We start from the raw sequence: 13,113 nt of genomic DNA, 5'->3' as shown, positions 1-13,113 counted from the left end.
AGAATATATTCTCATTTTAAGACTGTTTGATCCCATGCTCTTTTAATTTTCTATAAAGAGTTGCTCTGCTCATTCCTAAAGCTTTAGCTGCTTTTGTTATAGCTTGCTTGGTATTTCCAAAATAATCTAAAGCCTTTTTAATTTCTATTCTTTCTAATTCCTTAATAGGAACAATTCTTTCAAAGTCTTTCTCTTTCAAATTTGTTTCTTTATTTCTTAGTCTGTTTGGCAAATCTTGTGCTGTAATCCTATTCCCACTACACATATTTACAGCATATTCAATAGTATTCTCAAGTTCTCTTACATTACCAGACCACTTATAGTTCATAAGTATTTTTAATGCAACCTCATCAATTTGTAAAATATTCTTCCCTAACTTTCTATTACATTTTTCAAGTAAATATTCTACTAAAACCTCTATATCTTCTCTCCGCTGTCTTAGGGGTGGGATATTTAATGGAATGACATTTAAACGATAGAACAAATCTTCTCTAAATGCACCTTCTAATACTTGTTCTTCTAATTTTTTATTTGTTGCTGCAATAATTCTAACATCTATAGGTATAAAATCTTTTCCTCCAACCTTTTCAATCACATATTCTTGTAGCACTCTTAAAAGTTTTGTTTGAAGATGGATTGGCATATCTCCGATTTCATCTAAAAATAACGTTCCCTTATGGGCTAACTCAAATTTACCAGCTTTTCCACCTTTTTTGCATCCCGTAAAAGCACCTTCCTCATATCCAAAAAGCTCACTCTCTAACAATTGTTCAGGAATAGCTGCACAATTTATAGGAATGAAGGGTTCTTTTGATCGATCACTATAAAAATGTATCGCTCTAGCAAATAGTTCTTTACCTGTTCCACTCTCCCCTTGAATTAAGACGGTTGAAGTTGATTTTGCAGCTCTTTTAGCTGCATATTTTACTTTTTTTAGGCAGTCACTATTTCCTATAATATGGTCAAAACTTGTTGCCATTGTCCTCGTAGCAATGTCATTTACTACACTTAGCACCTCAGAAATCTTGCTAAAGGTAAAAACAAATCCAAAGGTCTTTTTCCCTGCTAAAATAGGATTTGCATCAAATACACCTCTAAAATCATATCCATTCCTTTTATAACTAAATTCCCTATTTTTTATAGGAAACCGCTTCGTAATAAAGCTACTTAAATCAAAATCTCCTAACAATTTTTTTATATTCATATGAAATACTTCGTTTTCGTTTATTTTAAATAATTGGGCAGCTTTTCTATTATAATGGAGTACTAACCCAAACTCATCCACTGCAATAATCCCTCTATCTACAGAATGAAGTACCGTTTCTAATTCTCTTGCCAAAAGTTTCATTCTTTCTGTTTTTTCTTTTTCTAATAACTTTGAAGCAATCAAATCTGCCATCCTATTTAAGAATTCCATAAGATTTTTTTTGTTATCTACAATAGCTGCCCTCTGCTTTTCTTCAAAAGCAATAAGTCCTATGACCCCAATGATCTCATTATTTACTTTAATAGGACAACAAACTTCTGCATATTCTTTACATTCTTTTATATTTTCACATTTAAGGCAAGCTTCATGATTTCTAGGATTCTCAATAATAAAACTTTCTCCTTGCTTCAATGCAAAACCAAAGACAGAATGTCTATTTACTTTTTCACCAATATGATTTTTATACCGTCCAGTTGCCGCGATTCTATTAAAATCGTTATCTACAATGGTCACATCTACCTTAATCACACTTTCTATAGCTTTAGCAATATTCTGAACACTCAAAACAATATTCGTAAGGTTCATCATCATCATCCTTATTATTATATTCACTATGATTATATCATAAAAAAAAGTTGGTACATTAGTCCAACTTTATCACCTTTACCTCATTATAAAATTTTTCCATATGTTCTACATCGATATAACCGATTTTTTCCTCAATCACATTGGCAGTCCCAGCGGCTACAGCCTTTTTAAAGGCTTTTTCTAAATTATTTTTTTTATAAATAGCTACAGCAAATCCTGCTACAAATGCATCTCCACATCCTACTGAATTGATTGGATCTACTTTTGGTGCACATACCTTATACGCCCCATCTTTTGTAACAAAAATTGCACCTTCAGCTCCCATAGAAATTCCTACCACTTCAATACCTTGTTTGCAAATATGTTTGCATTCAAAGATAATTTTATGTTCACTATCCAGTTTATAACCTACTAGTTCTTCTAGTTCTTCAAGATTTGGCTTAATCATGAAAGGCCTTGCTTTTATAGCTTCCTCTAAATAACTTCCGCTGGCATCAATAATCATCTTTACATTATTATCCTCTGCAATCTTTACCATATCTCCATAGATCGTCTTAGGAAGTCCCTTCGGCACAGACCCTGCTGCAACAATTATTTCACTATATTTTAAAATTTTCACAAACTCTTTTACAAATGCATTAAGTTCTTTTTTGGTTACTACAGGTCCTTTTTCTGCTACAATTGTTTCTGTATTATTGAGCGGATCTACAATAGCAGTAAATATTCTAGAAGACTCATTAATTCGTACAAAAGATGTGCTTATATGCAGCTTATCCAATTCTTCTTGGATAAATTTACCAGAGTATCCTCCAAGTAATCCTGTGGCATTTACTTTTTCTCCTAAAATAGCAGCTACTCTTGCTACATTTAGCCCCTTACCACCAGCAGTAATTTTTACTTCATCTACATCTAAATGATATTTCTTATTTGGTTTAAAGTCATTAATAACATATGCCCGATCAATGGCAGGGTTTAAGGTAACTGTAGTAATCATTATATCCCCTTCTTACTCTTTAACGATTTCCTTAATATGCAAAAGACACACATCTATTATAAACACAAATGAGCTTATTTGCAAAGATTTTTTTGTTTTTTTGTAGAAATTCCTCACTTAAGCCTATCTTTTACATCCAATCTATACAATATTTCTTTGATTTCTTTTAATAATACAATGATCTTATTAAGAGAATATTGTATGCTAATGAGTATAACAAAAAATATTGTTCCTCCAATCACCCAATAATTCATTTTCTTCACTCCTATTTTGCATTTACCCTTATTATACTATTTTTTCTTATATTCCGTAAACCATGCAGATTATACATTTTATCATGTAACACATGTCCTGCATCTAGCATACTTTATATTAAGAGAAAAATAAATGAAGAGCTTTACAAACCATAAGTTATACATAATAGAAAAGGAGGTGCACATACATGGCTGATAGACAATGTGGTGGTTGTGGAGACGAATTATTATTTTTCTTCTTATTATTAGTCGTTATCTTCTGTAATTGTTATGGTGGCTATAGAAGATGCTAATTCAGTAAAGGAATTGGGATTTTTCCCAATTCTCTATACATAATCATTTTTTTCCAAAACATCTCTAATAAAAATCAGCCCTTTCTAACACCATAGGCCAATATTTATATTGGTCTTTTATTATTTATCATCATTTGTAACACATATGATGGTTCATGCATATTTTATTAGTAAACATATTAAATATTTAAGATAAAAAATATGATACTTAATAACCTACTAAAGGAGGTGCATTCTTTTGGCTGATAAACAATGTGGTGGTATCGGTAGCATTTTTGGTGGTTTTGATGATAACTTATTGTTTTTCTTTTTATTGTTAGTAATAATTTTTTGTTTCTGTGGGGGATTCGATAGCTTTTTCGGAAGATATTAAGTCCAAAGATAGGATTGGGTAGTTTACCCAATTCTATCTACATAAAAAATCACACTCCTCCTGTAATTTTATCACTTAACAATACACAGAAAAAGCATGATTCTTCTTTTTATTTAGCCTCTTTATTGTTCTCTTCACTGATTTCCATTTTAGATATGGATACTTCATAGGCTATTTTTGTTTCTACATTATCGTCCCTTAATTTTTTTTGATATTCCCTACTCTGTACTCTTCCCCATATTTTCATATGGTCCCCTACCTTTAATTTTTCTGAAAATCTTGCATTTCTTCCCCAGGCAATACAGGGAATATAGTCAGACTTGTTGTATGGTCTGTTAACAGCAATCAACATGTCTGTAATCTCTCTTCCAAAAGGTGTTGATCGATATACAGGAGATTTGCAAATATAACCATCCAAGAAAATTTGATTTGGATTTTTTACTTCCTCTTCCTCACACAATAATAGTTCACGAGCAAAAATAGTTAAAATAAGCCTATTCTTCCCATTTACATATTTGTTGTATGATCGTAATTGCCCCTCGATCTTAACGGTTGTTCCTATCTCAATATTCAAATCCATCATCAATCGTTCTGAAATCGTTACAGGCAATATATCATTATATTCGCTTAATCTAGGGACTTTTATCTGAAAAGTATAAAACCCTTCTCCGTACATTTCATGACTAAACACCGAAGGTGAATACATCTCTCCTACAACAGATACTGAATTTGTATCAATCACTTGATCCGTCATTTAACCCCCACGCTCCTTCCTGATTCTTATGTACTTTTTCAGGGCTAATCTACAACTATATTTATTCACCCTAGGACGAGATTATGCTAACGAAAATAAAAAAAAGAGAAAATTATTTTTTCTCTTTTAAAAGCTTTCTTATTAAATTTTCGCCTTCATCCATTCCACTACTTCCTAAAAGTAAAATTAAATCATTCCTTGCCGCATTTGATAAAGCTATATAGAGTGCATCTTTTAACTGATTTTTATGATCAAATAAGATTTCATTTTCTTTAAGAACTTGATGAAACACGTCTCTTTCATCTTCTAAAACCACATCTTTTTTATCTACTACATCCGTACTACAAGTTGTAATAAGCTTAGCAGATTTTAACCCATTTACCCAATTAGAAATAATCTTAGCATTCCTTTTGTTTATTTCTATTCCTTTATTCCCTATGATTGCATTTACAATATATAAACTTTCATAATCAACACTTTGAATAGCTTCAAACACAGCTTCAAAGCTAGATGGATTATGACACCTGTCATCTATAATTTGATATTTATGATGATCAATTTTATACATTCTTCTTTTTATTCTTTTTAAATTTCTAACTGCTTTTATAATGTTTTCTGGCAAAACACCATATATAAGTGCTGCACTAACAGCTGCTAAAGTATTATAAACATTATGCCTTCCAATGAAATTCATTGCAATAGGAAATTCCATAGGTTCAATATCCATATCATTTAAAGGGGTAATCCCCCGTTGTATACAACAGTTAAATTTAATGGGGACAATATCTATACTAGATGCTGTAATGGTAGCTCTAGAAGAAAGTCCATAAGTAATAATTAATCTATTTTTTATATTTTCTAATAGCTTCAAATTACTTTTATCATCTGTATTAACAATGACTATACCATTATCTAACAAATAATTTAACAGGCTCTTTTGTCCCTCCATATATTTTTTTATTTCCTCAGTATTTTTTATATGATCAATTTCTATGCTTGTGTATACAATCATATCAAAATTTATACCTTGTAGAATACTTGTCTCAAAACACCAGTCATCCACTTCTATAACAACAATTTCTACCTTCATTTTAATCATTCTATCAAAAATCTTGAAAAGTTTTTCTATATTGGAATTTTTAAAATCCCCTTCTGTTTTTTCTTCATTCATACTTATTTCATCTTTACTAATAAATCCCACAGGTACTCCCGCATCCCTCAATATATGGCAAATCATCTTAGCTGTTGTAGTTTTCCCATTTGTCCCTGCAACACCTATTTTCTTTACCTTTTCAAAAGGATAGTCATATATTTTATTATATATATTTACTCCTTCAAACAGCATACATTTATCACCTCAAAAGGAATCTACTTTATTTTATTTTTCTCTTTCTTGCATGAAATATGTATACTATTGTATCTAAAAAAGAGATATGCATGGCATATCTCCTTTCATCAGTTCCTAAGATTAACTATTCTCTGATTTAAAGACTTTATTGAGCAATAAAATAAATCCAATAAAATAAAACCCTAACGTTATACTCATCATAAAAATAGATGTTCCTGACATATTATTTCTCCTTTCCTAAAGAGAGCTCCGTAATATCTCTACCTTGTCCAATTTTATTCGCCAATAGATTATTCGTTAACAGCCCTATGAAAATCCAAAAAGCAACTTGGAATAATATTGTTCCAGGACTATATACTTCAAATGGATTCCACCAGTTATTAGGATACCATCCTACAGCTTGCCACATCCACCAGCCCGTAAGAGTTACGAAAAATAAAGGAAACAATTTCACACATATACTCCACCATTTTCCTATTCTTAAATCAGACCATTCTGTATTAATTACTTTATTTCTAATGTCCTCTAAACCATATTTTATAAGAGCAAATGCTACAAATAACCCACTTACCAATAATCCAATTCCTAATACAAAATCTTGATTATTTAAAAAGTCCAAACTATAAGCAGAAGGTATTCCAAATATAAATCCTCCAATAATTATTATCAGGGTGGCTTTTTTTCGAGTCATTCCCATATCCATTAAATTTCTTACCCCTACCTCTATCATTGGAAGGAGTGATGAAAGGGCCGCAATAGACATGGCTAAGAAAAAGATTGCTGCAAGAATTCTTCCTGCTGGCATTGTTGGAAATAGCTGTGCTAAATAAATAAATGCAAGTCCCGTATTGCCTGAAGTAATTGCTTGATTAACAAATTCTTGACTTGGAGATAAAGCAAATATAGCAGGAAGTATTGTAAGGCCTGCGATTAAAGAACCTACATTATTTCCAAAGCCCATAATCATACAATTTGCTGCAATATCTTCTTTCTTCTTTGTATATACTGCATAAGTAATAATGAAACCCCATCCAGCTCCAGTTGACCATGCAGCTTGGGTAAATGCTTCAAGCCAAATTTTAGGATTTTTAAGCATATAAAGCTTTGGACTAAATAAGTATTCCAGCCCCTTTGTAGCACCTGGTAGTGTTACAGATCTTATTACTGCAAAAACTAATAATAAAAATAAAGTTGGAATCATAATTTTGCTAGCTTTTTCAATGCCTTCATTGATCCCCTTGTAAATAATCGTTCCTGCAATAATCATTGCAATAAGATGAAAAAATATTGTCTGTGATGGGGTAGTCGTAAAGGTATTCCATATAGCCTCCGTAGCTTCCGTTCCCATTCCAGGTTTAAATGCCCCTGAAACAGCCAATGTAAAATACTTCATACACCAACCCATAACCACTGAATAATAAAACATAATTGCCAAACATATTGCTGCAATCCACGTACCCATCCATGCAAATTTTTGTCCTACAAAATCACGAAATGCGCCTATAGTACCAAGTCCTGTTTTTCTCCCCATTACCATCTCACCCATCAGTAATGGAATAGCCCAGACAAATAATGCAACGGTCCAAGCAATCAAAAATGGACCTCCCCCATTAGACGCTGCCACCCTTGGAAATCTCCATATATTTCCTGTCCCTATGGCCATTCCCATAGATGCAGCAATAAATCCCCATCTACTGCCCCATTGTTCCTTTTGTTTACTCATAAACTTCCTCCTTTGCTTTCTAACCATTTACATAAAATTGTTTATATAAATTTTCTGACAAAAACAAAAAAAGTCCTCATCCCTCAAAAGGGACGAGAACTTACTCGCGGTACCACCCTTGTTAGCCCATAGGCTCACTTTAGCTAATCGTAACGTGATTAGAAACGTAGTGGCTTTATCACCATCTGCTCAAGAGCGGGTTCAAAAAACTAGTTCGCAAGTCTCTCACCATTAACTTACTCTCTGTAAAACATCATTTTTTTACTATTCTCTTTCATAGCATTTTAACTTTTTTATAATTGTATATTATTATACAAAATTTTTCAAATAAAGTCAATATCCTATTTCTATTTCCAAAATACTTGTATCTTCTTACTCCTTTTCTTCTTTACACTTTTGCATTCCTGTATGATCTATGTAAAAATCTTTCTTTATTATCAACTGAGATATAGGCACAATTTCATATCCTTCTTTTTGAAGTCTCTCAATAACAAGGGGCAAATACTCTACTACATACTTTGCATTATTATGAAAGAGCACAATAGATCCATTTTTTACATTTCGTGTAACCCGATCCACAACTGGTTGAGTTCCTAATTCTTTCCAATCAAGAGAATCTACATCCCATTGGATGGTATAATATCCGTTTTCTTTTGCTGTATCAATTAATCGATTATTATAATCCCCAAAGGGAGGTCTAAATAAAATAGGTTTTTTCCCTGTGATTTTTTCAATTTTCTCCCCTGTCTCATTTAATTCTTTGCTAATTTGTTCCATAGATAATTTTGACATATGGGGATGAGTACTAGAATGATTTCCCACCTCATGACCTTTATCATGAATTTTTTTTACCATATCAGGATACTTATCAACCCAAAATCCTACCAAAAAAAATGTTGTTTTTACATGATATTTATCTAAAATCTCTAATATACCATCTGTATATTGATCTCCCCAAGCTGCATCAAAACTTATTGCAATCTTTTTTTGGTCTTGATCTACACAATATATAGGCAAAGTTTTATCTCTATTCATTACACCAACAATCATTTCTCCAAAGTCTCCAAGATAAAAAAAAGACACTCCTACAAATATAAAAATAAACACTATACTTAAAACCAGCTTTCGATTAATAATCCATATTCTCATCTTGTCTCCCCCTTAATTATCCATTGTTTTTATAATACTAAATGTATTCTAAAATTATCCTATTATGCTAATATTTTTGAACATTTTTAGTTATATAAAGAATCACAATGTTATAAACATAATATTGAAATATAAAAAAGGAGAAAAAATCTTATGCTATTTTCTATTTTAATAGGAACTTTTTTAGGAGTAATACTTTTTTTTATTGGTATGTTCTTACTCACTCATTCTATAAAAGCTTTATACAGCAAAAAACTCAAAAAATTCATTGCCACCCTCACTATACATCCTTTATTAGGTATATTTTCAGGAATAGTTATAACAGCTCTTATGCAAAGCAGTAGTGCTACCTCAATATTGGTTGTATCTTTAGTCAATTCTAGAGTAATGAATCTTTACCAAGCAGCATTTATTCTGATGGGCGCAAATGTAGGGACTACTTTTACAGCCCAACTTATAAGCTTTGATTTTTTCTTTTTAATTCCTCATATACTTTTTTTAGGCGTTTTGTTATTCTTCTTAAGATGGAATCCCTTATCTAAAAATATTGGTAAGTTTTTGATTGCTTTTTCATTTCTTTTTCTAGGAATAAAATTAATGGTAGCTTCATTAAATCCTCTAAAAGATTTAATGCACTTCAAAACATTAATGCTCTCTATAGAGCACCAGCATTTAAAAGGGATTTTTATAGGTGCTATGACCACTGCTGTTATCCAAAGCAGTAGCACTTCTATTGCCACCCTTCAAGGACTTGCCCATATAGGGCTTATAGATATTTATCAAGCTGTTCCCATTATTATGGGACAAAATATTGGTACATGTGTTACAACTCTTTTTTCAAGTATGGCTACTAATAAAAACGGCAAAAGAGCTGCTATTATTCATCTTTTATTTAATGTAACAGGTACTATTTTTTTATATCCTTTTATACATTTATTTTCACATTTTGTATTTTCCCTAACACCACTCAATTCCATAAGACAAATTGCCAATGCTCATACTTTATTCAATGTATTCAATGTTATTTTATTGCTTCCTTTTGTAAAATTATTTGTATTTACTTCTAAAAAAATAATAAGATAGCTATAGCTATCTTATTGTTTTTCCAATGTATATGTTCTTATTTTTCTGTCTCCTGTTTTTTGAGAATCAATTACTTTCTTATAATTTTCAGGAATTGTCACCATATCAGGATCTCCATCAGATACATATTTTACTCGATTTCCTTTTTCAAAATGCTTCATCCAATCATACATGCCTACACCTTGCACATATTTTTGAAGATCACTTCCTCTTACCCTGTGAATCGCTAATGGATTAAACTTTATATGATAAGGAGATTTATATGGGTCCCATCCTACATTTAAAATTGCAATATTATTATAAGTGATATCCTCATAGCTTCCTGAAGCTAAATATTTATATAGTCCTTTGTCCTTCGGTCTTGATCCAAATGGAAGGGCTTGAGTATTTACTTCATAATCAGGTAGATACTGATTTACTAATTTTACGATAATTCCTAACTCCTTCTGTATTCTTTGTGCATCTGTATTTTTATAGTTTACATGGGTAGCTGTATGATTCCCTATATCCATACCCTTTTCAACAATATATTTTAGCTTATACTCTAAATGTTCTTTTTGTCCAAAGGGAATATTATTATTCACAAAAAAAGTAACTTCTAAGGGGAAATCTGGATGTTTCTTATTAAATTCTTCAAGGATCGCAACAGCACAATCTGGGTCTATTACCCACTCTCCTTTTTCATCTTGTATCAAATTAAAATTATTTTGCCATCCATCATCAAAAGTTAATACAATAGGTGTAAATCCTGCCTCTGTTGTAATATTTCCTGATACATAATCCTTTAGACTAATGGGTCTATATCCTTTTTCGTATAAATAATTTAAATCTTTTCTAAAATTTTCTGGTGTTCTTGTAAATTCAGCTTCTGGCTCTCCTATACTATGATACATAATTACCATAATCTGCCCTGCTTCATTGGGTTTGATTTCTTGCAGGTTGATTTCTTTCTTTTCTTCCTTTTGATCTTCCTGAGTTTCTTGAGTTTTTTCTACTTTAACAACTTCTTTTTCCTCTTTTTCAGGATTTGGGGAAGTTTTTGAAGTACAGCCAGTTACTACTAAACTTGCTGAAATGGCTAATGCAATGATTTTTTTATTGATTCTCATTTTTTATCCTCCCTCATTTACATCTTACTCTATAATTATATAATACTCTTACACGATAATCTAGTTTGTAAACCTTAGAAAAAATAGAAATTCCTTGTTTTTTGTAAAATATTATCAATCAATTTACCAAAAATTTCTTTTCTCTTAAAAAAATCAAATTTTTACAAGACATAATTTTTAAAATTAAACAAAAACTAAAAATGAATGCAAAAGCATTCAATATTTTCTAAGGAGGTCTTTTCTTGTCTATTATAAGAAGCAGTTATACTAATATAAAAGGTCGTCGAGTAGAATCAGGTCGAAGAACTTTCAAAACCGAGGAAAGACATTTTTTACATGAGCCAAAATCTCAAAAAGCTCAATTAGAAAGTCATCATGAACATGGTACTAGAAAAGATGTAAAAGTAAAGATGGATAGAAAGTTAACATAGGGTAGTATTTCTACCCTATCTTTTTAACACTTTATTACCCTTAGGACATATACTTACACAAAGCCCACATACCACACCTCTTCCAATATGTTGGTAATGATTATGCATATGCATACTACAGGCTTTTGCATCTACTAATTCTTCTCTTTTTATTCCTGGATGCCACAATGCCCCTCGTAGTGCTAATGCAGGACAGCTACTCACACATTTTTTACAATCACCACATTGAGATCTTTCAGTGGGCTCATCATAGTCTGCATTCATATTTGTTAAAACCGTTCCTAGCCTTACTCTTGGTCCAAATTCTTCTGTAACTAAACAAGCATTTTTTCCAATCCATCCAAGGCCTGCTCTTGTAGCTGCTGTTCGATGCTGAAAAATTCCTCTATACTGTTTACCATCTATATTTACACTTTGAGATGCAGGAATAGGCATGGCTAAATATCCCAAATCTTGAAGAGCTAGCGAAATTTTTAACGTCACCTGATCAATAAATGCATTTACTGTTCGATAATGATGAAAATAAGTATGCGTGGGCATCTCTTCTATTTGACTGATAATTTCATCAGATAATCTTACAGCAATAGAAATGCCTGTTTTTAAATGTTTAAGATTTTCAGGTAATACATCTTCTACATATCCAACTCCAACTTTTGAAACTCCCCATTCTTTTATTTTTTCTTTTAGTTGATTTGTTTGATTCATAAACATTTCCTTCCTTTAAACTTTTATTTCATTATACCACCTAAATTCATAGTAAATACATATAAAAAAATCATCTGCTCTTTTTACATAGAAATATAATAAAAATAGTAAATTTAATTATTTTTTTCATTTTCACCAATAATTATACTACATTACAAAATGTACTAACATATTTCTTTTTCTATCTGGTTAAATTAATAGTACAACATCAAAAGATGTTGACTTCAAACTTTACTAGGAGGGAAAAACCATGGCAAACAATAATAAAGCAGTTGTTCCTGAAGCTAGAATGGCTTTAAATCAAATGAAAGCTGAAATCGCTGGTGAACTTGGACTTGCAAATTATGAAAATATGGATAAAGGAAACTTAACTTCTAGACAAAATGGTTATGTTGGAGGATACATGACTAAACGATTAGTTGAAGCTGCTGAAAGAAGTATGGCTGGTAAATAAATATAAAAATAAAAGGAGAAATGATTCAATCATTTCTCCTTTTATTTTTTTCTTTTTTCGTGAGAATATGCTATAATCAATATAGAAAACTCTGCAAGCAGGTGAGATGATGTTTGATAATAATACACAACGATTAGCTGAACATAAGCTTATATTGTTGTACATATTTGATGAATTTTCAATGCCACTTACAAACACACAAATTACACAATTTGTCATGGAAAAAGATTATATGAACTATTTTTCATTGCAACAATTTCTTGGAGAACTAACAAATACTGGCATGCTCGAATATAGCGAAAGTAACAACAGTTTTTTCTATGTAATAACAGAAAAAGGAAAACGCACGCTTCAGTATTTTGAAAACAGATTATCAAATGAATTAATTACTACATTAGAAACATCTATTGAAGAAAAGAAAAAAATACTGTTAAAAGCAAGACATATTACAGCAGATTACACAAAAGAAAAAGAAAATGATTATATGGTTGATCTAAAAGTAACCGAAAACAACATCACTTTAATCGACTTAAAATTAAACGTAGTTTCTAACAAACAAGCAAAACAAATCTGTGAAAAATGGAAAAATGAAGCTCAAAATATTTATGGTCAGATTATTAATCTGCTTATACAACCATAACCCCCTTT

14 protein-coding genes and 1 other annotated feature are annotated in these 13,113 nt (G+C 31.2%); of the genes, 5 read left to right on the top strand and 9 right to left on the bottom strand.

Features of this window, described 5'->3' with window-relative positions:
* Positions 1 to 16: 16 nt before the first annotated feature.
* The 3 genes from K7H06_RS04515 to K7H06_RS04505 form a co-directional block, all read right to left on the bottom strand.
* Positions 17 to 1,792: a sigma-54-dependent Fis family transcriptional regulator gene (locus K7H06_RS04515; RefSeq protein WP_223038760.1), complete on the bottom strand. Its 1,776-nt coding sequence runs from the start codon at positions 1,790 to 1,792 to the stop codon at positions 17 to 19.
* Positions 1,793 to 1,850: 58 nt separating this feature from the next.
* A complete protein-coding gene (pfkB, locus tag K7H06_RS04510; protein ID WP_223038759.1) occupies positions 1,851 to 2,789 on the bottom strand; it encodes a 1-phosphofructokinase in 939 nt (312 codons plus the stop codon).
* Between the two features lie 113 nt (positions 2,790 to 2,902).
* Positions 2,903 to 3,043, bottom strand: coding sequence for a hypothetical protein (locus K7H06_RS04505; RefSeq protein ID WP_223038758.1), 141 nt, complete (start codon positions 3,041 to 3,043; stop codon positions 2,903 to 2,905).
* 531 nt (positions 3,044 to 3,574) lie between these two features.
* Here K7H06_RS04505 and K7H06_RS21320 point away from each other — a divergent pair.
* The gene (locus tag K7H06_RS21320) at positions 3,575 to 3,709 is read left to right on the top strand and encodes a hypothetical protein (protein WP_281426034.1); all 135 of its coding nucleotides are present in this window, start codon (positions 3,575 to 3,577) and stop codon (positions 3,707 to 3,709) included.
* Positions 3,710 to 3,818: 109 nt separating this feature from the next.
* On the opposite strand, the gene K7H06_RS04500 is transcribed toward K7H06_RS21320, so the two are convergent.
* From K7H06_RS04500 to pdaB, 4 genes are all read right to left on the bottom strand, one after another.
* Complete coding sequence (locus tag K7H06_RS04500; RefSeq protein ID WP_223038757.1) at positions 3,819 to 4,463, bottom strand: single-stranded DNA-binding protein; 645 nt, start codon at positions 4,461 to 4,463, stop codon at positions 3,819 to 3,821.
* 112 nt (positions 4,464 to 4,575) lie between these two features.
* Positions 4,576 to 5,808, bottom strand: coding sequence for a Mur ligase family protein (locus K7H06_RS04495; RefSeq protein WP_223038756.1), 1,233 nt, complete (start codon positions 5,806 to 5,808; stop codon positions 4,576 to 4,578).
* A 226-nt stretch (positions 5,809 to 6,034) separates the two neighbouring features.
* Complete coding sequence (locus K7H06_RS04490; RefSeq protein WP_223038755.1) at positions 6,035 to 7,534, bottom strand: sodium-dependent transporter; 1,500 nt, start codon at positions 7,532 to 7,534, stop codon at positions 6,035 to 6,037.
* 85 nt (positions 7,535 to 7,619) lie between these two features.
* Positions 7,620 to 7,821, bottom strand: a binding site (T-box leader).
* 85 nt (positions 7,822 to 7,906) lie between these two features.
* The gene (pdaB, locus tag K7H06_RS04485; protein WP_223038754.1) at positions 7,907 to 8,683 is read right to left on the bottom strand and encodes a polysaccharide deacetylase family sporulation protein PdaB; all 777 of its coding nucleotides are present in this window, start codon (positions 8,681 to 8,683) and stop codon (positions 7,907 to 7,909) included.
* 153 nt (positions 8,684 to 8,836) lie between these two features.
* Between pdaB and K7H06_RS04480 the strand changes: the two genes are divergently transcribed.
* Positions 8,837 to 9,766, top strand: coding sequence for a Na/Pi cotransporter family protein (locus K7H06_RS04480; RefSeq protein WP_223038753.1), 930 nt, complete (start codon positions 8,837 to 8,839; stop codon positions 9,764 to 9,766).
* Positions 9,767 to 9,777: 11 nt separating this feature from the next.
* Here K7H06_RS04480 and K7H06_RS04475 read toward each other — a convergent pair whose 3' ends face one another.
* On the bottom strand, positions 9,778 to 10,875 hold the full coding sequence (locus tag K7H06_RS04475; RefSeq protein WP_223038752.1) for a polysaccharide deacetylase family protein: 1,098 nt from the start codon (positions 10,873 to 10,875) through the stop codon (positions 9,778 to 9,780).
* A 242-nt stretch (positions 10,876 to 11,117) separates the two neighbouring features.
* Here K7H06_RS04475 and K7H06_RS04470 point away from each other — a divergent pair, with 242 nt between their 5' ends.
* Positions 11,118 to 11,306: a hypothetical protein gene (locus K7H06_RS04470; RefSeq protein WP_223038751.1), complete on the top strand. Its 189-nt coding sequence runs from the start codon at positions 11,118 to 11,120 to the stop codon at positions 11,304 to 11,306.
* Positions 11,307 to 11,321: 15 nt separating this feature from the next.
* On the opposite strand, the gene K7H06_RS04465 is transcribed toward K7H06_RS04470, so the two are convergent.
* Positions 11,322 to 12,011 (bottom strand): 4Fe-4S double cluster binding domain-containing protein, encoded by a 690-nt coding sequence (locus K7H06_RS04465; RefSeq protein WP_223038750.1) that lies wholly within the window; start codon positions 12,009 to 12,011, stop codon positions 11,322 to 11,324.
* 250 nt (positions 12,012 to 12,261) lie between these two features.
* On the opposite strand from K7H06_RS04465, the gene K7H06_RS04460 reads away from it, so the two are divergent.
* Both K7H06_RS04460 and K7H06_RS04455 read left to right on the top strand, forming a co-directional pair.
* A complete protein-coding gene (locus tag K7H06_RS04460; protein WP_223038749.1) occupies positions 12,262 to 12,465 on the top strand; it encodes an alpha/beta-type small acid-soluble spore protein in 204 nt (67 codons plus the stop codon).
* Positions 12,466 to 12,574: 109 nt separating this feature from the next.
* On the top strand, positions 12,575 to 13,105 hold the full coding sequence (locus K7H06_RS04455; RefSeq protein ID WP_223038748.1) for a DUF4364 family protein: 531 nt from the start codon (positions 12,575 to 12,577) through the stop codon (positions 13,103 to 13,105).
* Positions 13,106 to 13,113: the final 8 nt, after the last annotated feature.

Source organism: Crassaminicella profunda (assembly GCF_019884785.1).
Lineage (GTDB): Bacteria > Bacillota > Clostridia > Peptostreptococcales > Thermotaleaceae > Crassaminicella > Crassaminicella profunda.
This window is presented reverse-complemented; position numbering and strand designations above follow the sequence as displayed.